The 22,443-nt window shown below is 42.8% G+C and carries 21 protein-coding genes; 13 read left to right on the forward strand and 8 right to left on the reverse strand.

The genetic code is table 11. From position 1 onward, the window contains the following. Window positions 1-83: 83 nt before the first annotated feature. Window positions 84-506, forward strand: coding sequence for a KGG domain-containing protein (locus DQQ10_RS03665; RefSeq protein ID WP_245970263.1), 423 nt, complete (start codon window positions 84-86; stop codon window positions 504-506). 59 nt (window positions 507-565) lie between these two features. Here DQQ10_RS03665 and DQQ10_RS03670 read toward each other — a convergent pair whose 3' ends face one another. Together DQQ10_RS03670 and DQQ10_RS03675 are read right to left on the reverse strand one after the other, a co-directional pair. Continuing rightward, the gene (locus tag DQQ10_RS03670) at window positions 566-1,735 is read right to left on the reverse strand and encodes an AIR synthase related protein (RefSeq protein ID WP_221409657.1); all 1,170 of its coding nucleotides are present in this window, start codon (window positions 1,733-1,735) and stop codon (window positions 566-568) included. A gap of 154 nt (window positions 1,736-1,889) precedes the next feature. Next, the gene (locus DQQ10_RS03675) at window positions 1,890-2,633 is read right to left on the reverse strand and encodes a 1-(5-phosphoribosyl)-5-[(5-phosphoribosylamino)methylideneamino]imidazole-4-carboxamide isomerase (protein WP_112745413.1); all 744 of its coding nucleotides are present in this window, start codon (window positions 2,631-2,633) and stop codon (window positions 1,890-1,892) included. A 148-nt stretch (window positions 2,634-2,781) separates the two neighbouring features. Between DQQ10_RS03675 and DQQ10_RS03680 the strand changes: the two genes are divergently transcribed. After that, a complete protein-coding gene (locus DQQ10_RS03680; RefSeq protein ID WP_112745414.1) occupies window positions 2,782-4,359 on the forward strand; it encodes a PD40 domain-containing protein in 1,578 nt (525 codons plus the stop codon). Here the strand turns inward: DQQ10_RS03680 and DQQ10_RS03685 are convergent, their stop codons facing one another. Continuing rightward, on the reverse strand, window positions 4,360-4,914 hold the full coding sequence (locus tag DQQ10_RS03685) for a DUF2911 domain-containing protein (RefSeq protein ID WP_112745415.1): 555 nt from the start codon (window positions 4,912-4,914) through the stop codon (window positions 4,360-4,362). 254 nt (window positions 4,915-5,168) lie between these two features. Here DQQ10_RS03685 and DQQ10_RS03690 point away from each other — a divergent pair, with 254 nt between their 5' ends. After that, complete coding sequence (locus DQQ10_RS03690) at window positions 5,169-5,717, forward strand: LOG family protein (protein WP_112745416.1); 549 nt, start codon at window positions 5,169-5,171, stop codon at window positions 5,715-5,717. Window positions 5,718-5,763: 46 nt separating this feature from the next. Next, window positions 5,764-6,993, forward strand: a complete 1,230-nt coding sequence (locus DQQ10_RS03695; RefSeq protein WP_112745417.1) for an aspartyl protease family protein — start codon at window positions 5,764-5,766, stop codon at window positions 6,991-6,993. Here DQQ10_RS03695 and DQQ10_RS03700 read toward each other — a convergent pair. Beyond that, on the reverse strand, window positions 6,990-7,463 hold the full coding sequence (locus DQQ10_RS03700) for a hypothetical protein (RefSeq protein WP_133259522.1): 474 nt from the start codon (window positions 7,461-7,463) through the stop codon (window positions 6,990-6,992). The genes DQQ10_RS03695 and DQQ10_RS03700 overlap by 4 nt on opposite strands. A 128-nt stretch (window positions 7,464-7,591) precedes the next feature. On the opposite strand from DQQ10_RS03700, the gene DQQ10_RS03705 reads away from it, so the two are divergent. Together DQQ10_RS03705 and DQQ10_RS03710 are read left to right on the forward strand one after the other, a co-directional pair. Further along, window positions 7,592-8,704 carry an NAD(P)/FAD-dependent oxidoreductase gene (locus tag DQQ10_RS03705; RefSeq protein WP_112745764.1) on the forward strand — a complete coding sequence of 371 codons (1,113 nt, stop codon included), beginning with the start codon at window positions 7,592-7,594 and terminating at the stop codon, window positions 8,702-8,704. Between the two features lie 94 nt (window positions 8,705-8,798). Beyond that, window positions 8,799-9,788, forward strand: a complete 990-nt coding sequence (locus tag DQQ10_RS03710) for a sugar phosphate isomerase/epimerase family protein (RefSeq protein WP_245970264.1) — start codon at window positions 8,799-8,801, stop codon at window positions 9,786-9,788. A 9-nt stretch (window positions 9,789-9,797) separates the two neighbouring features. On the opposite strand, the gene DQQ10_RS03715 is transcribed toward DQQ10_RS03710, so the two are convergent. Beyond that, window positions 9,798-10,691 (reverse strand): UbiA family prenyltransferase, encoded by an 894-nt coding sequence (locus tag DQQ10_RS03715; RefSeq protein ID WP_112745419.1) that lies wholly within the window; start codon window positions 10,689-10,691, stop codon window positions 9,798-9,800. Between the two features lie 71 nt (window positions 10,692-10,762). Here DQQ10_RS03715 and DQQ10_RS03720 point away from each other — a divergent pair, with 71 nt between their 5' ends. The 4 genes from DQQ10_RS03720 (at window position 10,763) to DQQ10_RS03735 (ending at window position 15,883) form a co-directional block, all read left to right on the forward strand. After that, window positions 10,763-11,866: a type III polyketide synthase gene (locus DQQ10_RS03720; protein ID WP_112745420.1), complete on the forward strand. Its 1,104-nt coding sequence runs from the start codon at window positions 10,763-10,765 to the stop codon at window positions 11,864-11,866. Window positions 11,867-11,868: 2 nt separating this feature from the next. Continuing rightward, the gene (locus DQQ10_RS03725) at window positions 11,869-12,576 is read left to right on the forward strand and encodes a methyltransferase domain-containing protein (RefSeq protein ID WP_112745421.1); all 708 of its coding nucleotides are present in this window, start codon (window positions 11,869-11,871) and stop codon (window positions 12,574-12,576) included. A gap of 87 nt (window positions 12,577-12,663) precedes the next feature. After that, on the forward strand, window positions 12,664-13,227 hold the full coding sequence (locus DQQ10_RS03730) for a hypothetical protein (RefSeq protein ID WP_133259523.1): 564 nt from the start codon (window positions 12,664-12,666) through the stop codon (window positions 13,225-13,227). A 121-nt stretch (window positions 13,228-13,348) separates the two neighbouring features. Further along, entirely contained in the window at window positions 13,349-15,883 is a 2,535-nt protein-coding gene (locus tag DQQ10_RS03735; protein ID WP_245970265.1) for a M14 family metallopeptidase, read from the forward strand. Between the two features lie 86 nt (window positions 15,884-15,969). On the opposite strand, the gene tpx is transcribed toward DQQ10_RS03735, so the two are convergent. Beyond that, window positions 15,970-16,470: a thiol peroxidase gene (gene tpx / locus DQQ10_RS03740; protein WP_112745423.1), complete on the reverse strand. Its 501-nt coding sequence runs from the start codon at window positions 16,468-16,470 to the stop codon at window positions 15,970-15,972. 158 nt (window positions 16,471-16,628) lie between these two features. Here tpx and rnr point away from each other — a divergent pair, with 158 nt between their 5' ends. The 3 genes from rnr to DQQ10_RS03755 are packed head-to-tail and all read left to right on the forward strand — an operon-like array spanning window position 16,629 to window position 20,279. Next, window positions 16,629-18,788 (forward strand): ribonuclease R, encoded by a 2,160-nt coding sequence (gene rnr / locus DQQ10_RS03745; RefSeq protein ID WP_112745424.1) that lies wholly within the window; start codon window positions 16,629-16,631, stop codon window positions 18,786-18,788. 41 nt (window positions 18,789-18,829) lie between these two features. After that, window positions 18,830-19,795: a polyprenyl synthetase family protein gene (locus DQQ10_RS03750; protein ID WP_112745425.1), complete on the forward strand. Its 966-nt coding sequence runs from the start codon at window positions 18,830-18,832 to the stop codon at window positions 19,793-19,795. Window positions 19,796-19,823: 28 nt separating this feature from the next. Further along, on the forward strand, window positions 19,824-20,279 hold the full coding sequence (locus DQQ10_RS03755) for a YybH family protein (protein WP_112745426.1): 456 nt from the start codon (window positions 19,824-19,826) through the stop codon (window positions 20,277-20,279). 28 nt (window positions 20,280-20,307) lie between these two features. On the opposite strand, the gene DQQ10_RS03760 is transcribed toward DQQ10_RS03755, so the two are convergent. Beyond that, complete coding sequence (locus DQQ10_RS03760; RefSeq protein WP_112745427.1) at window positions 20,308-21,495, reverse strand: glycosyltransferase family 4 protein; 1,188 nt, start codon at window positions 21,493-21,495, stop codon at window positions 20,308-20,310. Window positions 21,496-21,603: 108 nt separating this feature from the next. Beyond that, a complete protein-coding gene (gene prmA, locus DQQ10_RS03765; protein WP_112745428.1) occupies window positions 21,604-22,434 on the reverse strand; it encodes a 50S ribosomal protein L11 methyltransferase in 831 nt (276 codons plus the stop codon). Between the last annotated feature and the right edge of the window lie 9 nt (window positions 22,435-22,443).

Below are 22,443 nucleotides of genomic sequence, written 5' to 3' on the forward strand. Positions count from 1 at the left end.
TCTACAAGTCAACTTTCACGCTGAGTGCAGGGATGCGGCATTATCTTTTTTAATTATTCGTAAAACAATTAATTGTAAAACCTATGGCGAGAACAAAAGAAGGAGGAGAAGGCAAGGGTACTGCCAACCGTGGTTTTGCTTCGATGAGCGAAGAACAACAACGTGCTATTGCCCGCAAAGGAGGTGAAGCAGTGAGCAGGAACCGTGCCCATATGGCTGCGATCGGTCGCAAAGGTGGCGAACGCGTAAGTCAAAATCGTGAGCACATGGCGCAGATCGGCCGCAAAGGTGGCGAGACTGTGAGCCGTGATCGGGAACATATGGCACAGATCGGCCGCAAGGGCGGTGAGACTGTGAGCCAGAATCGTGAACACATGGCAGAGATTGGCCGTAAAGGTGGTGAAGCTGTGAGTGAGGATCGCCAACACATGGCGAGTATTGGAAGAAAAGGTGGAGAAAGTGGTGGCTCTCGAAACGAAGCACCTAAGCAGGAAAATAATTCCTAACATATTCTCTTTACTGAAAGAAAGAAGGAGATGTTTCTATGGCGAAGCATCTCTTTTTTTTATTCGTAGATGAACGTTCCGCGATCAGATTGAACGGTCACTTTCTTTTTATCAGACGATTCCACATGACCTATAACTTTTGCGTCTATTGCAAACTGCTTGGCAATGTCGATTATCGTTGACGCATGTTTCTCTTCAACATAAAATTCCAACCGGTGTCCCATGTTAAATACTTTATACATCTCTTTCCACTCAGTACCACTTTGGTCGTGAATCATTTTGAACAATGGCGGAACATCAAACAGATTATCTTTTACAACATGAACATTGTCGACGAAGTGTAGCACTTTCGTTTGCGCACCACCACTGCAATGAACCATGCCATGAATTTGGCTGCGCAGTTGTTTTAAAACCTCAATCACTACCGGTGCGTATGTGCGTGTTGGAGATAGTACCAACTTGCCGGCGTCTAATGGAGATCCTTCGACGCTATCTGTAAGTTTATACTTTCCTGAATAAACGAGGTTGCGTGGGACGTTACCATCGAACGACTCAGGATATTTTTCCGCGTAGATATGATCAAACACATCGTGGCGTGCAGATGTTAAACCATTGCTTCCCATCCCGCCATTGTACTCGCTTTCGTATGTAGCCTTTCCATAAGACGCAAGACCGACAACCACATTACCTGTTTTAATCTTGCTATTGTCAATAACGTCGCTGCGTTTCATTCTCGAAACAACCGTACTATCGACAACAATTGTTTTTACCAAATCGCCAAGGTCAGCAGTTTCACCACCGGTACTGATGATGTTTAATCCATGTTTTCGTAGCATATCGAGAACTTCTTCCGTACCGTTAATAATAGCGGCAATGACCTCACCTGGAATTAGGTTTTTGTTTCTGCCAATGGTTGACGAAAGAAGAATATTGTCGATTGCGCCAACGCATAACAGATCATCGATATTCATGATGATTGCGTCTTGTGCGATACCTTTCCACACGGAGATATCGCCAGTTTCTTTCCAGTACAAATATGCGAGAGATGATTTTGTTCCCGCGCCGTCGGCATGCATTACTGTGCAATAGTTTTCGTCATGACCGAGGTAGTCGGGTACGATTTTGCAGAAAGCCTTTGGAAAAAGTCCCTTATCTAGCTTTTGAATCGCTTGATGAACATCTTCTTTGGAGGCGGAAACACCGCGCTGTGCGTAACGATCGGAAGTCAAACTCAATGAGATTTAATGAAAGGGCAAAGGTAGGAAAAGTGTTCAATGTGCCTGGCTGCCATGCGCGCAAATAATTACGCGACATTGACTTCAAACACGTTTCCGTCTTGGGCGCGCTTTTTACAATACCTAGAAAGCAGGCTGTAAAATTGTGCTAGATTTCTTTCTTAACCAGGAATTGCTCGAGGTCGCTTAGCTTTAGTATCCCTTCGTAGAACGCCTTTCCAAAGATTACAGCGAAAATTCCCATGTCGTTTAAACGTTTGATGTCGTCAACACCGCGAACACCACCGCTGGCGAGTACGCACATTTCGGGAAACGTTGTGAGAATATCTTGATAAAAATCGAACGCTGGCCCCTCCAACACACCATCGCGACTCACGTCTGTCGACTTAACGTACTTGAGCCCACGAGAATAAAAGTAATCGAGGTGATCGAATAATGTTGTTTGTGTGCGACGAAGCCATCCACGATAAAGAAGTTCTTTTGTGTTTCTATCTACAACATCGGCTCCTAACGTGATTTTTTCACGTCCATAAGAAATGATCCATGAAGCAAACAATTCTGGATCCGTAACTGCGACGCTGGCAGCCGTGATGTAGTCGGCGCCGTATTCGTAAGCTTTTGCGATATCGCCATCCGTTGAAATCCCACCTGTGAAATCAATCTTAAGATCAGTGTATCCTGAGATCGCTTCGAGTACATGCCAATTTACAGGGCTTCCTTTTTCCGCACCGTCCAGATCAACAAGGTGAACGACTTCGATGCCATGGTCTTCAAATCGTTTTGCTAGGTCCAATGGATTTTCATCATATGTTTTCTCGCTAGATGGATCGCCCTTGCGCATCTTGACTACTTTTCCTTTTCGAATTGCAATGGATGGAATGACTTGAATCATTGGTTATGAGTTGAGATACAGCATTAAAGTTACAATCGTCAGACTGAAAAACCCCCCGGATAGGCTGAAAATCTGAAAATATTTCACGGCAACGAATTTGCTTTATAGCGGACGGGAAATCGTTAATTTTATATATCTGACTACCCTTATGAGATATCAAATTGCCATCGTAATTACTTTCATTAGTATATCTGTTTTTGGCCAGGCGAAGACGCGTCGCTTACCAAGTATTATTAATCACCCCTCCAATAGTTTGTATGCACCATTCATTAGTCTTGATGGTAACGCACTACTATTTATTGCTAATACGGGCCAAGACGGAGCGTTAACGTTGAACTATACTTCGCGTGAATCCGATTGGAGCGCACCGGTAGAAGTTCCGAAGCACTTGACTTCGCGACTTAATTATCTGAAAGGGTTTGCACTGAATGCCGATGGGAAAAAAATATACTTCACGTCGGCAAAATCTCCGGTAGTAGGTGGTTATGATATTTTTGTTTCGGAACTGAAGGGAACCACATGGTCCCCGCCGGAGAATCTGACGGCACCGATCAACTCAAAAACGAACGATGGCGCTCCCTCTATTTCTGCCGATGGTAACACGATTTACTTTATGCGGTGTGAAAAGATGGATCAGAATAAGGCGAGTGGATGTCAAATTTTTGTAGCGAAAAAAAAATCTAATGGTCAATGGGAAGAGCCGATAGCGCTGGATGCGTCGATCAACACCGGTAACTCACAATCACCCCGTATCATGGCTGATAATGAGACGCTGATTTTTTCATCGGATAAAAACGGCGGACAAGGTGGAATGGATCTTTTTATCACACGCCTAAAGGATGGTGCATGGACAAAGCCTTCGCCACTTGATTTTGTCAACACGCCCAACGATGATCAACACGTTAGCGTAACGGCTTTAGGAAGATATTTGCTGAAGGAATCGCCAGGAGCACGCGACAACAGTGAGCTAACAGAATTTCTTTTTCCTGCCGAACAACGTCCACGTGGTATGATGAAAGTAGAAGGAAAAGTTTCGAATGAAGCTGGTGCTGCCGCGACTGCTTTTGTGATCGCCACGGACTTGAACACCAATAAGCGCGCCTACACCGGTAGGCCAAATGCAGATGGCACCTATGCCTTTTATCTCCTGGAAGGAACACGATATGAAGTTTCAATTGAGCCGGAACTTGGTAGTATGAACTTTGTATCGAAACAATTCGATCTTACCACCGACAAAATTCCGCAGAAAGAAAAGCTGAACGCGATCTTAAAAAAACCAACCATTGGCGAAGAACTATCACTAGATGTTGTGAAGTTTAAGCAGAGTAGTGTGCAGTTGGATCCGTCCAGTGAATCTGAGTTGAAAAGATTAGCACGTTTGGTAAAGGGTAATCCAGATTTAAAATTTGAAATCCAAGTTTTGTTGAGTGGCTATATAGAGGATACGGTTCAATCGAATACAGACCTGACTGAGAAAATTATCGATTCGATTCATGTGAAGGTTGACGATATTGATACCCTGGGACAACTCTACAAACGCGATACAGTAATTGCGAAAGTGTTGTATCACAACGATCGAACGCAGCAACAAGGACAGGTAATTGTTGACTACTTGTCTTCGCAAGGTGCACCCGCGTCGAACCTCACGTATTTCGGCAACGCGATTCCAGGGCGAGCACCCGAAAATAGAAAGCTCACGATTAAGGCCGCGGTACGAAAAAAATAATCAATACGAGAAGGGTGCGGCTACGAGCGTCGTATCCCAGATCAGCACCATTTCGGCATCTTCGCCGGTTTTTTCGAAAGAAATGGTGAATTGTTCGATCGGCTGGGGTGATGCAAGTACGGGCACATCGAATTTAAGAACATCTCGCGCGGCGTCACGATTGGCTTGTCCCTCAAAGTTTACGCCCCATTGACCGAACTCGCTGTTAAAAATGATGGTCCAGCTGTCTTTTCGTGGGATTGTCCAAAGGCTGTACTTACCTTTTGGCAAGGTCTTGCCATCAAATTTAAGTTCTTTAGTCGTTTCAAAGGTTGTAGCTTCGTTCGCCCCAGTTCTCCAAACCGTATCGAAAGGAACAAGCGCGCCAAAAACGTCACGGTTCTTTTTAAAAGGTCTATTATAAATAACGTCGATCTTTAAGTCGCCATCCGCATAAGTCGCCGATTCTTCTGGGCTGTAACTTTTAGTCTGTTTGCGCATAAAAAAGAATAGTGTGCCAGCCAGCACTACAATTATCGCAATGGCAATCGCGGAAAATGTGAGAAATTTTTTCATACTACCCAGGTAATTAAAGACTTCGGATTAAGTTCGCGAAACTTAAAACAAATTTTCAAGCCTTTTAGCATAAAATAATCGGGGAGGCGCTATTTTTACACTTCCAAAAAAATAAAGTTATGGACTTTGCGAACTGGTGGCCATTTTACGTAGTAATCTTCTTATTCGTTCTTGCTATTATCTCTCCATGGATCATTCCAAATAAAATGGTGAGCAAGAACAAGCACGACAACAAGTTCTAAGCTTCCCTTCTTTTGAATATTTGTGTTTTCTGTGGTTCATCGATAGGTCAAAATCGGGCCTTCGCTGAAGCCGCGAGAGAACTAGGTCGCCTCATGGCGGCACAATCACACACTTTAATATATGGTGGCGGCAAGGTAGGCCTTATGGGCGTCGTTGCTGATGCTGTATTGGAAAGTAACGGTGAGGTGATTGGCATTATCCCGGATTTTCTTTTACAACGCGAAGTAGGACATCGTGGACTCACCCGTCTAGAGGTAGTCGAGAGCATGCACGAGCGCAAATATCGCATGGCAAATTTGGCCGACGCTTTTGTCGCCATGCCCGGCGGTTGGGGAACGTTAGATGAGCTCGCTGAAATCCTAACTTGGCGTCAACTCGGATTGATCAACCACCCAGTAGCACTCCTCAACATCAATCAATTCTTTACGCCGCTGCTCGAACAAATGCAACACATGGCAAACATGGGTTTTCTTAAAGAAAACTATCGCGAGCACTTTCAAATTTTCGAAACGCCTCAAGCACTTTTAACTGAAATTCAGTCGCAAAAAATTCAGCGATAAGAACTCTGTTAAATTTATTCTATATTGTTCTTTCAGAGCGTTAACTATGATCAGAAAGATCGGTGTTTTGTTTTTCTTGTTTCTTTCGCTTCAATCCCGCGCGCAGAATCTCGGCTTTACCCTTCCGCCTGGTCAGCATAAAGTGGCTATACCTATTGAGATTAATAACAATCTGGTTGTTGTGCCTGTCGTTTTGAATGAAGCATTGCCACTGAAGTTCATTATCGATACCGGCGTGAGAACAGCCATCCTCACACAAAAAACGTTCGCTGATATTTTAAATCTTCCGTATACACGTAAGTATACCATTGCCGGTCCTGGCGCAACAAAATCTATTGAAGCATTCATCACTACAAATGTTACCCTGCGACTACCCGGCGTGCTGGGGAGAGGCCACGCGTTATTAGTGCTCGCTGAAGATTATTTGGAACTTAGAAATTACCTTGGGACAGATGTACATGGCGTACTCGGTTATGAATTGTTCAGCCGCTTTATTGTTGATATAGATTACGAACGGAAATTGATGACCTTACGCACGCCCGAGAAATTTAAGAAGCGCTCAAAATTTCATACACTACCCATGACTGTGGAGGACACAAAGCCCTACATTAAAACTTCGGTGGTGATGAAAGATGGAAAAAAAATAAGCGTGAAGCTGTTGGTGGATTCTGGCGCAAGTCATAGTCTTTTGCTCGACCCGAATTCATCGGATGAAATACAAGTTCCTGAAAATACCGTTAGCAGTACCATTGGCAGAGGCTTGGGCGGGGAAATCACCGGAAAAGTTGGTAGGATCTCGTCGCTTAATATTGGCACGTACAGTGTTGATAAGCCACTGGCAAATTTCCCAGATCCGAATAGTTACGTCGACACATTAAAAATGAGTTCTGTTTATCGAAATGGAAGTTTGGGCGGAGAGATGCTCTCAAGATTTCATGTCATTTTCAATTTTCCGAAGGAGGAATTGTACGTTAAGAAGAACTCATATTTTAGAAAAAAATTTCATTACAATCTTAGCGGGGTGATTGTAAAAGCAAAGGGATCGCGTCTCGATGTTTTCGAAGTTCAAGAGATTCGCGAAAAGTCGCCGTCTGATGTTTGCGGCCTTCTTCCGGGAGATATCATACTAAAATTGAACGGGCTCGAAACAAAGCAGCTTACGTTGAATCTGATCAACGGCTTACTAAACTCCAAGCCTGGAAAGAAAATAAGACTTGAGATTGAAAGAAATGGCCAGCGCGTTAAGAAAGAATTTTTGCTGGCAGATCAAATCTAGCGCATAACCTTGAGCAGTTGTTGCTTACGTTTCTTATAAGCTTGATACAAGTACAACTGTGTTCTCCTGAGTTTCAATGAATTTTTGAGCGTGTTATACAAAGCTTCTGGCGAAAGGTTTTGTTTGAGGAGGTAGTCAAGAATACTTGAAGACCCCATCGCCTCTTTGTAATTGGAATTTTTCAAGACTGTAATCGGAACATCACGCGTCTTTTTATTGTGCGAAAGCGATTCGACAGCGGCGAGAAGCTCATGCTTTCCAATATTGTCGTCGATCAAGATAAAATTTGGCCTGAAGCGCAGCAGGCGCTCCATGATCGATTTTAAATCAAAAGCACTTTCGGTAGTGATCTTATGGCCACGAATTTTATGAAGGTTATCGAGCACACGCCCCATTTCAATGGGGTTGTTACCAATCAATAGAACATTTACTTGCTCTTTCACTTCTGCATTTTGTAATACTGTTTCCATAAGCCAACTGATTAAATAAATATAACGTAAAACATAGCCCCTCAAGATTTGTTCCAGCGATATTTTTTTCACGAAATGAGTGTTTCTACCTTTAGGTAATCTCATTGCGGGAGAAAGAAATTTCCAGTTTGAAAAAGATAATCATCATCGGCGGTGGCCTTGCAGGATTAATTACAGCGGTTAAGCTAATTGATGCTGGAATACCTTGTACCGTGATCGAGAAGAAATCATTTCCTTTCCATCGCGTCTGTGGAGAATATGTCTCAAATGAAGCCGCGCCCTTTCTAAAAAACAACGGGCTTTTTCCGGTTGATATCGACCATAGCAATATTAACACCCTGTTGCTTTCATCTACTCAAGGCAAAAGTGTAACAATACCCCTTGCCATGGGAGGCTTTGGAATAAGTCGTTATGCATTTGATGATTTTATCTATCGTGAAGCCCTACGTCGCGGCGTAACGTTCATGTTAAACACGGAAGTATCATCTGTTCAATTCAACGAAGATCAGTTTGTGTTGAAAGCCGGGCACGAAACACTCGTTGCTGATGTAGTCGTTGGGGCTTTTGGAAAACGATCACGTCTCGATGTATCCATGCAGCGGGCCTTCACAAGACATCGGTCTCCCTATGTGGGCGTGAAGTATCATGTTCGTATCAATCATCAACCAAACGTAATAGGTCTTCATAATTTTCAGGGTGGATATTGTGGAATCAGTAACATCGAAGAGGGCAAAACAAATTTATGCTACCTTACCCACCGCGATCAGCTGAAACGATTCGGAAACATTCCACAATTCCAGGAAGCAATCTTATGGGAGAACCCGTATCTAAAAAATATTTTTAATGAAGCCGAGTTTTTATTTCACGCGCCCGAGACGATAAATGAAATTACTTTCGAGACTAAATCCGTTGTCGAAGATCATTTGCTGATGACGGGTGATGCCGCAGGGATGATTACTCCGTTGTGTGGTAACGGAATGGCGATGGCGATTCATAGCGCAAAGTTGTTATCTGAACTGTTGATCCGTTTCGTTCATGATCATCGTTTTACGCGTGAAAAGCTTGAACACTCTTACGAAGAGGCGTGGCGAAAACATTTTGCAATGCGCCTATGGCGCGGAAGACATATCCAGCGATTATTCGGTCACCCGTGGGCGTCATCTTTTGCTGTTTCATTGGCGAGAGGTAGTGCACCTGTAGCCAAACAACTGGTGCGGATGACGCACGGCGAAAATTTTTAGCTTCTCATTTTATTATTAGTTGCCGTTGATATAACAGAACCGTTTTCAATGACAATTTTGTTTTATCTTCCATCCGTACAAACCTAACCTTACTATGCAAACTGGAAATAATCGTCGCGATTTTCTAAAGTCATTGGGAATAATGTCACTTGGTGCTTTTGCTGGAAGTTCAATCGTTTCGGCCTGCGCGGGAAAAACGGGAGACGCAGCGCATGCGACAGATAGCGCCTCCGTTATCGCGACAGAGGCGAAGCCATTGTTCTTTAAAATATCATTGGCCGAGTGGTCTTTGAACAAATCTATTTTTGGCGGGAAGATGTCTAATCTTGATTTCCCTGCAAAAGCAAAAAATGATTTTGGTGTTTCTGCCGTTGAATATGTAAATCAATTTTTCAAAGACAAGGCAACCGATCAGGCTTATCTTGCGGAATTGAAGAAACGTTGTGATGACGTGGGCGTAACGAGCGTACTAATCATGTGCGATGGCGAAGGTGGACTTGGTGATACAGATGAGAAAAAAAGAATTCAAGCGGTTGATAACCATAAGAAGTGGGCGGATGCTGCGAAGTTTTTAGGGTGTCATTCTATTCGCGTAAACGCCTATGGTGAAGGTACTGCTGAAGAGGTTAGCAAAACGGCAACGGATGGATTACGTCGGTTATCTGAATATGGAAAGACGCTAGGGATAAATGTAATCGTTGAGAACCACGGAGGTTATAGCTCTAACGGACAATGGTTAAGTGAAGTGATTAAAAATACCGGCATGGAGAATTGTGGTACACTTCCTGACTTCGGAAATTTCTGTATAAAAGGACAGCCTGATAAATGCGATGAGTGGTATGACCGCTACAAAGGTACCGAAGAAATGATGACCTATGCGAAGGGCGTTAGCGCCAAGACATTCAACTTCGACGATGCCGGAAATTGTATCGAAACAGATTATGTGAAGATGCTGCAGATTGTGAAGAACGTCGGCTACAATAACTATATCGGTATTGAGTATGAAGGAAGTTCTTTATCCGAAGAAGAAGGTATTCTCAAAACGAAGGCGTTGCTCGAACGCGTTGGTGGTACCCTTTCATAGAAACAAACTTTACTGGAACAGTTGGATTAACTGTGTGCTGTAGAGCATGAGGTAGAGGAAAAATCCATTTAAACATGTGGCTGAAATAAAATTCAGCCACATCGTATGACTAAAATCTGCCTTCCTCTCATCGCCGAGTATTTGAAAAAACCAATAGGCAAAGAAAATTAACACAGGCGCGAGTGCTATCATGAAATGGAAAAAGTATTTCACGTTTAAGAAGGTGATAAAATAGTAGCCAAAGCCGGCGGTAGCAATTGCGAATGCAGCACCCGTAAAAAGAAAAGTGCCTTTGATACCCAACTTCAAACTCAGCGTGATGTCGCCGCGCTTGGCATCTTCCTCATGTTGATATACTTGAGTCATTGGATAGTTTGCCCATAACATCATTGTCGTTAACGCACCTGGAACAAGGACTTCAGGTTTTACGATGTTTTCAATTCCATATTTGTTAATGCCAACGTAGCACATCACAAAAGAGAAGAGTCCTTGAAAAATTCCAGCAACAAGCCAACTGGTAATGGCATATTTTTTTAGCCTGATGGAAGGATGACTATACGCTTTCGACACCAGTCCATAGACCAAGAGCAATATGGAGAAAGTGAGATTGATCTTAATGTAGCCGATGATCATGGCTAATAAATCAAAAAGAATTGAAAGATAATAGAGACCCTTATTCACAGGCGGAGGATTCTTTAACCCACCGATGCTTTTTTCGTCTTTGTCGAAGTAGCTGTTATAGCCATTACTCGCAGGGTACAAGAGAAAGTGTACAATAAGAAATGTCCAGAGTAAGGATGATTCGCTAAAGTTCGGTGACGATGCCGCGGAAAATAAGAAAACCGGAAGAAGGAAGTAGGAAAAAGGAATTCGAAGGTGTAGCCAAGAGGAACGTGAAAGCATAATAACAAATTTAATAGCCTCATCGGAACGTGGATGTCGAAAATATAGTTTTTTAAGATATATTGAAATGCATGAGTTATATCACCGCCATCGGTAAAGCAAATCCTTCTATTCGTATTTCGCAATCCGACCTTGCTGACTTTATGATCCAGGCGATGCAGCCAGACGCAGCTACCGCCAGGATACTAAGAACTGTTTTCAAAGCAAGTGGAATCGATTATCGTCATACGGTAATTGAAGACTACGCAAAAAAGAAAGACTACACTTTTTTTCCCAACACGCCGAATATCGAGCCATTTCCGTCCACCGAACAGCGGATGAAGATTTTTTACGAGCATGCACTACCCTTAAGTGTTGCCGCCGTAAAGAATATGGTCGTTAACAATCCGTCGTATGATCGAAAGTCTATTACCCATTTGATCGTTGTGTGTTGTACCGGAATGTATGCTCCCGGACTTGATATCGAGTTAGTAGAGCAGCTGGAATTACCGACAACGGTGCAACGTACGAGTATTACGTTCATGGGGTGCTACGCCGCATTTAATGCCCTGAAGGTTGCTGATGCATTCTGCGCAAAAGATGAAAATGCGAAAGTACTGATTGTTTGTACCGAGTTATGTAGCTTACATTTTCAAAAATCTATCAGTGAAGATAATTTGCTAGCAAACGCGTTGTTCGCCGATGGTTCTGCCGCAGTATTGGTCGAGGCGCAGTCTGACACCAAAGTAAAATTAAAGCTTGAAGCATTTTATAACGATCTTGCCAGAGAAGGTGCCAACGATATGGCGTGGCATATTGGCAATGTCGGTTTTGAGATGAAATTATCCACCTATGTTCCTGACATCATCAAGAAAGGAATTGGTGAATTAACTGATAAGCTGTTGCGTAAAATTCAGATGCGCATCGAAGATATTCGCTATTACGCGATTCATCCGGGTGGAAAAAAAATCCTTACTGCAATCGAAGAGGCGTTGCTGATTGGTCCAGGGCAAAACTTTGCAGCATATCACACGCTTCGAAACTACGGAAACATGTCATCGCCCACGGTGTTGTTTGTACTTCGTGAGATTTTTGATAAGCTTCAGCAGGACGATCACGATAAACATATTTTAAGCTTCGCGTTCGGTCCGGGGTTAACACTTGAGAGTATGTTGTTACAAATTAAAATGCGATAGACATGCCCAACTTCAATGTAAGGTCTGATGAGCTCGAAGTGATGGATGATTTAAACTGTGCGGGAGAAGTCGTCAGGCAAACACTTCATGAACTCGAAGTGATTAACACTTGGTTGGGCGGAAACGCAGTGACGATGGATGGTGTTAAGAAGTTGTTTAAGAATATAGCTACACAAAAGGAAATTGTGATTGCAGATTTGGGGTGTGGCCGTGGAGATATGTTATTGAGCATTGATCGATGGGCGCTAAGGAATGGGTATCGTGTGAAGTTGTTGGGATTCGATGCTAATCCAAATATCGTTGCAGAGGCCCGTAGTCATGCAAGATCAAATCCGAGAATTACTTTTGAAGTGCTCGATATTTTTTCGGCACGCTTCCAAGAATTACAATTCGATGTTGTCACTGGAACGCTTTTTTATCATCATTTTACTTCTGATCAACTTGCCGCATTTTTTACTGCCTTGCGAAAGCGAGTGAAGATTGGAATACTGGTCAACGATATTCATCGCCATCCTCTTGCTTATTATTCCATTAAACTTTTAACAGGCTGGTTTTCGCGGTCGCCGATGGTGAAGGCTGATGCGCCACTTTCCGTAATGCGTGCCTTTCATAAGCATGAATTAAAAGAAATATTTTCGGCGGCGGGCTTTAGACATGTCGAAATTCGCTGGAAATGGGCATTTCGATGGCAAGTGATTGCCCATGCATAAGGGGTCATGACAAGCGAAATGATCACGGTGGGAAAAATTTTATCTGGCACAATTTTTCGTACTTTCGTTATGAAAATGAAATGTCACATGAAGCCGCTACGCAATTTTTCAGCATTCGCTATCCTCTTCATTTTCTATTCTTGTGCCTCCAGTCCATTCGGTTCTAAAGTCAAAGAGCCCTTCCAAGGAAATGCATATGAATCTAACAATCGCTTTTGGAGAGGCACTGGAAAAGGAGAAAGCATAAAAGATAATATCGCGAGAAGTAAAGCAGATCTGGAAGCAAAATCTGTGTTAGCTGGCCAAGTTAATACGACGATGAAACAAGTGGCCGATCAATACCTGGGTCAAACAGAAAATGAGAATGCTGCCGATGTCGCGGATAAATTTCAAAGTTTGGTTCGTCAGGTGATGAACACTGATATCGCCGATTTGCGAAAAATTGGTGAGAAGAAATTTTTGAATGATAAAACGAAAGAATATACCGTGTTCATGGCATATGAGATAAAGAAAAATGCAATGCTTCGTTTCATGAAGAAGCAGGCAAAAGTTGACAAGACGATCGATGAACGTCAACGAGAAGTAATCGAAAAGATTATTGATGAAGAAATTGCGAAGGCAGATCAAGAAGATGCCGAAGGAAAGGATTAGAGATCAAGTTTTTACAGGTTGAGAAAAACCCCGATAAGCAAGAGCGCTGTCGGGGTTTTCTTTTTTATGGGCGGTTAAAAATACATACTGGGGTTTTCTTTCGGTGAAGTATATTGGCACCATGATGAAACGTAGTACTGTCCTCACAGCGATAGCGCTTTTATTTAGCTATCATACTTTCGCACAGCAGAAACTGGTGTCGCCACAAGAGTTTTTAGGCTATGAATTGGGTGAAAGATTTACGCGCCACTATCAGGCTGTAGGATATTATAAGTACGTTGCCGACCTCATGCCCAATGTCGTACTTCGGCAGTATGGTGAGACCAATGAGTATCGCCCCCTTGTATATGCGATCGTAACAGCGCCAGAAAATTTTAAAGACATTGAAACAATCCGTACTGATAACCTCAAACGTGCTGGTGTGTTGGACGGAACTCCGGCGGGTGAAAAGAAAGCAATTGTTTGGTTGAGTTATAATGTTCACGGAAACGAAGCCAGCGGGATGGAAGCGTCGCTGCTAACGTTGTTTGAATTGGCGGATCCGCAGAACGCAAAAACGCAAGCTTGGCTAAAAAATACAATTGTCATCATTGATCCATGCATTAATCCTGATGGCCGTGATCGTTACGCAAACTTTAATGGACAGTACAGCAATTCTCCTTATAACATGAATGAAGATGCAATGGAGCATCATGAACCATGGCCCGGGGGTCGATCAAATCATTACATGTTTGACTTGAATCGCGACTGGGCCTGGGCCAAACAGAAAGAGACGCAGCACCGATTGAAAATTTACAATGAGTGGCTTCCGCACGTGCATGTTGATTTCCATGAGCAGGGTTATAACAGACCATACTATTTTGCACCTGCAGCAGAACCTTTTCACGAAGTCATTTCGCCGTGGCAACGGAAATTTCAAACATTGATCGGAAAGAACCACGCGAAATATTTCGATGAACAGGGATGGCTCTATTTTACAAAAGAAGTTTTTGATCTCTACTACCCCAGCTACGGTGATACTTATCCGACCTACTCGGGTGCGATCGGTATGACTTACGAGCAAGGTGGTGGAGGCTATGCGGGTCTTGGCATTCGCACGCCTGAAGATGATCCGCTTACGTTGAAAGACAGATTGCTTCATCATCATGTAACTGGCCTCTCAACAATTGAGATTACTGCTCAGAACGCAACACAAGTTGTGGAGGAGTTCGAAAAATATTTTCGCGACAATAATTCAAATCCTTCAGGGCTTTATAAAACATATGTTATCAAAGGGGATAACAATTCCGATAAAGTTGCGCGGATCACAAGTTGGATGGATATGCATGGTATTCGGTACGGCAGTGCTGCTTCAGGTCGTACACTTTCAGGATTCGATTTTCAGACACAAAAGAGTGGAAGCGTTACGTTGTCGACGGAAGACATCGTTGTGAGTACAGCGCAGCCAAAATCTAGATTTATTTCCGCGATATTCGAGCCGAAATCAAAACTATCCGATTCGCTAACCTATGATATTACTGCATGGAACTTGTTTTATGCTTACGACTTGAACGGCTTCGCGCTGACAGAGAAAATCCAAGTAGCGAAGAAGTTTGAACCGAAATCTCTAGCACCATCAACCCGCGCGAAGCCTTATGCTTATCTGTTTCGCTATAAAACTTTAGACGATGCAAGTTTTGCAGCGTCGCTGATGAAGGCAGGAATTAAAGTTCGCGTGGCTCAACGAGCGTTTACGGCCAATGGACTCTCCTTTGATCCGGGCACCTTAGTGGTTACACGCCGTAACAATGAAGGTGTAAATGAATTTGACGAGCGCGTAACATCGATGGCAAAACTCATGGGACGCCAAGTTTTTTCAACATCAACAGGGTTTGTGGAAAAAGGAAAAGACTTGGGTTCAGCTGATGTCAGTTATTTGAAAGCACCTAAAGTCGCGTTGCTCTTTGGCGAGCAAACATCGTCACTCTCTGCTGGTGAAGTATGGCATTTCTTCGAGCGCGAGTTGATGTATCCGATTACGCCAATCGGAACGACGTACTTTAAGCGATCGAATTGGAAAGATTACAATGTGCTCATTATTCCGGACGGCAGGTATCGGTTGTTTGATGATGCGCTGCTTGAAGAAGTGAGCAATTGGGTTTCGCAGGGGGGAAAACTGATTGTCGTGGGTGACGCATTATCGACTTTTGCAGATAAGAAAACCTTTGGCTTAAAACAATTTGCCTCGAAGGAAGAAGAAGATCGCGCCGATGAAATTGAGAAGAAGAAGGTGGAAAAGGAACAGCTAACGCGCTACGAAGATTTTGAACGGAAGGAATTGTCGGGATACATCTTTGGGGCTATCTATAAAATTGACATCGACAATTCTCATCCTCTCGCTTTTGGTTTGCGAAATACCTATTTCAGTTTAAAGACTACAGAACGACGTTTTGCTTTTTTAGATCATGGATGGAATGTGGGCGTTATCCGAACGAAGCCTACACCTATACAAGGTTATGCCGGTTACGCTGCGAATAAGAAACTGGAAAACAGTTTGGTGTTTGGTGTCGAGGAAAAGGGATCAGGAAAAGTGATTTACATGATTGACAACCCGCTTTTCCGAGATTTTTGGGAGAATGGGAAACTTATTTTCGCCAATGCCGTGTTTATGAACTAATATCAGGGTAGGCTGCTGACTTCAGCAGCCTCCACCGTTGAGATCCGTTGACTGACAAGTGACGAATATCCGAATGCCCACGGATACTATCCCAGCGAAAGGATAGCTTTTTCATAATCTGGTTCCTGGCCGATCGTAGGAACAAGTTCTGTATAAATCACCTTTCCTTGTTTGTTGATCACGACTATTGCACGTGCAAAAAGGCCAGCCATGCCGCCGTCTTTCATTTCGAGACCATAATCGCTTCCAAAGTTTTTGTGTCGGAAGTCTGAAAGTGAAATCACCTTGTCGATGCCTTCTGCGCCACAAAACCTGCGAAAGGCGAAAGGAAGGTCTTTCGAAATACAGAGGATTGTAGTTTCAGGCAATGACGCCGCGCGTTGGTTGAATTCCCGTACAGACATCGCGCATACCCGTGTGTCTATACTTGGAAATATATTCAAGATGACGTTTGTGCCAGCGTAGTCGCTAAGGTTTACATCCTTGAGTTCGATTCCCGTAAGCGTAAAAGATGGCGCTTGCGTTCCGACAGCGGGTAAATCTCCGATCGTGTTTACAACATTCTCACCGAGTTTGGTTTGAGCCATGGTATTAAGTTTTAACTATTAACAAAAATAACATAATTGCAGCCGTATTGTTTTCCGACAATCGTAATACGTGAGGATAGCAGAATTACTTGTACCTTTAACGATAAGGAAAGATTAAACAACGATGCAATGTTGTTACATTAAATCAAGTCATTAAGATGTCTAAAAAAGATAAGAAGTCTAAAAGCAAAAAGACAAAAACGAAGGAGTTTAGAAATACGCTTCGTGAGAATATACTACAACTCTTGGAGTCGCGACCAGGTAAAGGTTATACAATAGCGCAGATTATAAAGAAGCTAACTTTAAAGAAGCGCGACGATATAAAGCAAGCCACCTTGCTTATTTATGGTATGGAAGATGACAATGTCATCAAAGAGCAAAGCAATGGAAACTTCATCAGTACGCGTGAACAAGAAGCGTTTACCGGTGCAGTCGATCATGTAAATGCGCGTTTCGCTTACGTTAACATTGGCGAAGGAAAGTCGGACGTATATATCAAAACGCAAGATCTTAAATCGGCCGTTGATGGTGATATGGTGAAAGTTGCCATACTACCGGGTCGTCATGGTGAGCACCCTGAAGGACGCGTTACAGAAATTGTACGACGCAACCGGACAAAATTTGTAGGCAAGATTGAGGTTTCAAAAAATTATGCATTCGTTGTGCCTGATGCGCGAAAGATCCACCAAGATTTCTTCGTGTATTTGGAAAATATCAAAGGCGCAAAAACCGGCGATAAGGTAATCATTGAAGTCACGTCGTGGGCGGAGGAAGAACGGAAGCCTGAGGCTAAAGTTGTTGATGTTCTCGGCCGCGCGGGTGAAAACAATGCGGAGATCCATTCGATTATGGCGGAGTTTAATTTGCCATTCCGTTTTCCAGAAAATATTCTGAAAGATTCGGAAAAGATCGATGAAGGCATTACAAAGCAAGAAGTGAAGAAACGTTGGGATTTCAGAGAGGTAACAACGTTCACCATCGATCCTTTTGATGCAAAAGATTTTGATGACGCGCTGTCATTCAAAAAGCTTGACAATGGAAACTACGAGATCGGTATTCACATTGCGGATGTAACGCACTACGTTCTTCCCGATACACCACTCGATCAAGAAGCGTTTGATCGTGCAACGTCAGTCTATTTGGTAGATCGTACAATTCCGATGTTGCCGGAAAGATTGTCAAATCAATTGTGCTCGCTCCGACCAAAAGAAGATAAACTCACTTTTGCGGCGGTGTTTGAAATGGATGACAAAGGGAAGATTAAGAAAGAATGGTTCGGAAGGACCGTTATTCACTCCGACGTTCGTTTCACGTATGAGGAGGCCCAAGAGATACTCGAAGGCAAGAAGCATCCATTATCAGAGGAATTACTAATCTTAAACTCACTCGCGAAGAAACTTCGAAAAGAGCGTTTCAATAAAGGCGCTGTGAATTTTGAGACCACGGAAGTGAAGTTTAAGCTCGACGAAAATGGACGCCCATTGGAAGTAGTTCCGAAGATCAGAAAAGATGCACACAAGCTGATCGAAGAATTTATGTTGTTGGCAAATAAGCAGGTGGCCACATTTGTGTACAATCATAAGAAGGGGAAAGAGAAGAATACATTTGTGTATCGTATACATGATTTTCCGGACCCGGAAAAGGTGAAGGATTTCTCAGTGTTTGCGAAACAGTTCGGTCACAAGATGAATGTTGATGAAACAGCCATCAGCAGGTCATTAAATAAATTGATGACGGAGATTGAAGGAAAGCCAGAACAAAATATTCTTGAACAACTGGCCATTCGTACAATGGCGAAGGCTAAGTATTCAACCGAAACAAAGGGACACTTTGGATTGGCCTTCGATCATTATGCGCACTTTACGTCACCTATTCGTCGCTATCCTGATATGATGGTGCACCGTCTGCTTCAACGTTATCTCGACGAAGAGAAGCCGCCGAGTCAGTCTGATTATGAAGAGAAATGTATTCACACTTCCGAACGCGAGAAGAGAGCCGCTGATGCAGAACGCGCATCCATTAAATACAAGCAAGTGGAATTCATGACCTATGCGGAGAATAAAGTTTATGAGGGATTGATCTCTGGTGTAACTGAATTCGGAATCTTTATAGAAATCGTAGAAACAAAATGTGAAGGAATGGTGCGCTTGGCGGATCTCACCGACGACTTCTATGATTTCGATGAAAAGAAATATCGTGTTGTTGGAAAGCGGAAGCATAAAGTTTATACGCTTGGCGATCGTGTACGTGTTCGTGTGAAAAAAACAGATATTGATAAACGTCTCATCGACTTAGTGTTCGAGAAAAACGAAGACTAGTTACGATATTTGCCCCAATCAAAATTTTCGAAAAATAATCCATGCTTGATAAGTATCTCGATTCGATTGAAAAAAGTATTGCAAAGAATCAATTTGGAAAGTCACCAGCGTCTCTTTATGAACCGATTCGCTATATCATGAATTTAGGTGGTAAGCGTTTACGCCCAATGTTGACGTTATTGGCTTACAACCTTTACAAGCAGGATTATAAATCCATTGTTCCGTATTCTGTAGCTGTCGAGGCGTTTCACAATTTCACTTTGATGCACGATGACATTATGGACAAGGCGCCGTTACGACGGGGCAAGCCTACTGTTCATAAGAAATGGAATACGAGTACGGCTATTCTTTCTGGTGACGTCATGTTGGTGAAGGTGTACGAGATGTTTAGCGATCTTGATCCGGGTCAATATAAAACGGTTATCAAAGCGTTCAACCAGTGTGCTGCGGAAGTTTGTGAAGGACAGCAATGGGATATGGAATTTGAATCGGAGAAGACAGTAGCTGAAAATGATTATATTAATATGATCAAGTTGAAGACAGCGGTGCTTCTTGGATTTAGCTTAGAGCTTGGCGCTATCCTTGCCGGCGGAAGTGAAGCAGACCGAAATTCTCTGCGTGCGTTCGGAACGAATATCGGTATCGGCTTTCAATTAAAAGACGATTTGCTCGATGCTTATGCCGATCCGAAGAAATTCGGTAAGCAAGTTGGTGGTGACATAATCGCCAACAAAAAAACGTTTTTATTGATTAAAGCGATTGAGAAAGCCGAAGGAAAACACAAGAAGGAATTGGCAGGCTGGCTTACGGCAACGAAGTTTAAAAAACAGGAGAAAGTTGCTGCGGTGAAGAAGATTTATGATTCATTAAACATTCCAGCGTTGACTGAAAAAAAGATCAACCAATATTTTGATAAAGGTTTTCAGCACTTGAATCAATTGCCACCGTCATCGCAGCGAGATTTCCTCGAACAGTTTGCGAAAAATCTAATTGAACGTCAGTCATAAGAAATATCGTTAACCTAAATTGTAAGCCATGAAAAACCTGTTCTACCTCTCAATCTTAGTTGTATTGTTTAGCTGCAATCAGAAACCCGCAACTCCGACGGAAGAAGAATTAAAAGCAATCGTTCATGCGCAGAATGAAAAACTGAAAGCGCTATTTACGGAAGGTGATGCCGAGAAGCTGTCTCAGTTTTATACGAAGAACGCCAAGTTATCGGGTGATGGTAATAGCGATGTTGTTCGCGGTCGTGAAGCTATTCGTGATTTTTGGAAGTCGATGTTGCAAGGAGCAAAGTTGGTCGAGATGAACACGGAAACCCTGTCGATAGATGCGTCGGGCGATGTAATTTATGAAACAGGAAAAGTCACGAATAAAATTCAAGTACAAGATTCTGTGATGACATTCAAGGCAAAATATGTGAACATTTGGAAAAAAGAAGATGGAGAATACAAACTTGAGGTTGATTCGTGGACTGACATTGAGTAGTCTTCATCAGTTCGAAAGTTGTAGGTACTCAACGGCTAAGCACTTCTTGAATAGCTTCCACAAAGCGTTCACTTAATTTCCGTCGCGCATATTTTGCTTGCGCTAATTTTCGTGAGGCTTGCTGATATTCAACTAACAAAGATGAGTTTTCAATAAACGGTTGTATCAACCTTGGGAACTCACTTTGTAATTTTTGGTCTATCACAATGCCGCACCGCTCTTCTTGAATTTCTTTGCCAATCCATCCACCGAAATTGGTGATGATCATTTTCCCAGCAGCAAGTCCGTCGAAATATTTGTTTGGTGAACCGGTTTCTAATACTGCAAACGGTTTGTAGCTAATCATCACTGCGTCGCTCACGTTGAGAATGTCTCTTACACCTTCGCGCGTTTGAAACGGAATGAAACTTACGTTTTGAAGTTGCATTTGACTCGCCCTTTCCATGAGTGATACTTTTACGGCGCCTTCTCCGCAGATCAAAAATTTAGCTGGTAAATTATGCTCCTGACTTTCAAGCGCGCAGCGTAAAATGTGCTCTAAGCCATTAGCAGCACCAAGTGCACCACAATACGTGATCACAAACTTACCCTCTACCTCAAACTTTTTAATTAACTCAGCAGGCTTCGACACGGGTTTGTAATAATCGACGTCTGCCATGTTGGGAATAAGATGCATTTTCTTTCCCGCTACTTTTCTTTCTATAGTTTCTTTAATGGCTGTGGACAAAGCCACGATCGATGATGCATTTTGGTAAATTTTCTTCTCAAGGTTTAGCAATGATTTTTTGAGAAGAATATTTTTTACATAACCCAAATCGATAGGCGCGTCTGGCCAAAGATCTCCTACTTCAAAAATGTAGGGGATTCTCCATCGACGTTTTACATAGAGCGCTGCTAACCCTACCGTTAGTGGTGTGGAGATAGCATAGCAAATCTTAATATGTCTGAGCTTCGTGCTCATCTGAATAACGGCAATAACATACCGTAGAAAAGAAACGCTACGCTTAAAAAAGGAAAAACTGTTGTCGTAAGGTATGGGTAGGTAATGAATTTCTATTCCATTCAAATTCTCGATCCGATAACGATCTTCATTATGAATAGTCAGCACCACGGGTTCAAAACCGAAATCCACGAGAGATTGAGCGAGGTAGTACGAACGAAGCGGACCACCTTTGGCGGGTGTATTGAAATGCTGATGAAGGATTAGAACTCTCACTTTCGAGTATAAAGTTAAAGGTTGAAAGTTAAAAGTTTTTTGCCAAGAGGTTTATCCCACGAGATCAGTTAAGATGGGTCGGCAACGTTACGCCTGCGTGAATACAGACTATCCCTTACGAAGAAGCAGTGACGCCCAAGTTTCTCTGTCGTCCCGGCGTACTTCGTTGAGATTGAATTTTGAAGCTTCTGCTTTGAGATCTTCAATATCATGCGTGTAGAATCCGCTTAGCAACAGGAGGCCGTTAGAAGGAAGGTATGTTTGATATGTTTGAATTTCAGCAAGCAAGACATTCTTATTAATGTTCGCAAGGATGATATCGAATTGTCCTTCGAGTTGTACTTCGGAAATTTTCCCCTGCTGCAGATTGATATTGGAAGTTTTGTTTACTTCCATATTCTCCTTCCCATTGATGACGCTCCACTCGTCAATGTCAAAAGCTTCGACAAAAGATGCGCCTAGCTTTGAAGCCATGATCGACAGAATAGCCGTGCCGCAACCTGCATCCATCACGCGTTTACCTTGGTGATCAATACCCATTTGTTGTTTGATCATCAGGTAGGTTGTTTGATGATGTCCCGTCCCAAATGACATCTTTGGCGTAATCACGATTTCATACGGAATATTTGGATTTGGCTGATGGAACTCAGCACGGATCAAGCATTGGTTTTCAACATTGATCGCTTCATAACTTTTTTCCCACTCCTCGTTCCAGTTTCTTTTTTCAATCTTGTCGAATACAAATGAAAAAGTAGTCTGTTCGCGATAGCGCTCCTGAATGTCATTTAGAATAGATTGGTCGAAGCGATCACCTTCGACAAAAGCTTCAAAACCATTGTCGGTTTCCATGAAGCTATCAAATCCCGCCTCAGCAATTTCGGCGATTAGAATCTCTGAAAATGCTGGGTCGCAAAGGACCTGAAGGCGGGTATAATACACTCTAGAATA

It is taken from the genome of Pseudochryseolinea flava (genome assembly GCF_003286915.1).
GTDB classification, from domain to species: domain Bacteria; phylum Bacteroidota; class Bacteroidia; order Cytophagales; family Cyclobacteriaceae; genus Ohtaekwangia; species Ohtaekwangia flava.

Coding starts and splice junctions, on each gene's coding strand:
- DQQ10_RS03700 (WP_133259522.1), bottom strand. CDS start 7,463: ATGGAAACAGTATTACAAAATGCAGAAGTGAAAGAGCAAGTAAATGTT.
- DQQ10_RS03730 (WP_133259523.1), top strand. CDS start 12,664: ATGAAGCCGCTACGCAATTTTTCAGCATTCGCTATCCTCTTCATTTTC.
- DQQ10_RS03710 (WP_245970264.1), top strand. CDS start 8,799: ATGCAAACTGGAAATAATCGTCGCGATTTTCTAAAGTCATTGGGAATA.
- rnr (WP_112745424.1), top strand. CDS start 16,629: ATGTCTAAAAAAGATAAGAAGTCTAAAAGCAAAAAGACAAAAACGAAG.
- DQQ10_RS03720 (WP_112745420.1), top strand. CDS start 10,763: ATGAGTTATATCACCGCCATCGGTAAAGCAAATCCTTCTATTCGTATT.
- DQQ10_RS03725 (WP_112745421.1), top strand. CDS start 11,869: ATGCCCAACTTCAATGTAAGGTCTGATGAGCTCGAAGTGATGGATGAT.
- DQQ10_RS03750 (WP_112745425.1), top strand. CDS start 18,830: ATGCTTGATAAGTATCTCGATTCGATTGAAAAAAGTATTGCAAAGAAT.
- DQQ10_RS03735 (WP_245970265.1), top strand. CDS start 13,349: ATGATGAAACGTAGTACTGTCCTCACAGCGATAGCGCTTTTATTTAGC.
- tpx (WP_112745423.1), bottom strand. CDS start 16,470: ATGGCTCAAACCAAACTCGGTGAGAATGTTGTAAACACGATCGGAGAT.
- DQQ10_RS03685 (WP_112745415.1), bottom strand. CDS start 4,914: ATGAAAAAATTTCTCACATTTTCCGCGATTGCCATTGCGATAATTGTA.
- DQQ10_RS03680 (WP_112745414.1), top strand. CDS start 2,782: ATGAGATATCAAATTGCCATCGTAATTACTTTCATTAGTATATCTGTT.
- DQQ10_RS03715 (WP_112745419.1), bottom strand. CDS start 10,691: ATGCTTTCACGTTCCTCTTGGCTACACCTTCGAATTCCTTTTTCCTAC.
- DQQ10_RS03675 (WP_112745413.1), bottom strand. CDS start 2,633: ATGATTCAAGTCATTCCATCCATTGCAATTCGAAAAGGAAAAGTAGTC.
- DQQ10_RS03665 (WP_245970263.1), top strand. CDS start 84: ATGGCGAGAACAAAAGAAGGAGGAGAAGGCAAGGGTACTGCCAACCGT.
- DQQ10_RS03695 (WP_112745417.1), top strand. CDS start 5,764: ATGATCAGAAAGATCGGTGTTTTGTTTTTCTTGTTTCTTTCGCTTCAA.
- DQQ10_RS03755 (WP_112745426.1), top strand. CDS start 19,824: ATGAAAAACCTGTTCTACCTCTCAATCTTAGTTGTATTGTTTAGCTGC.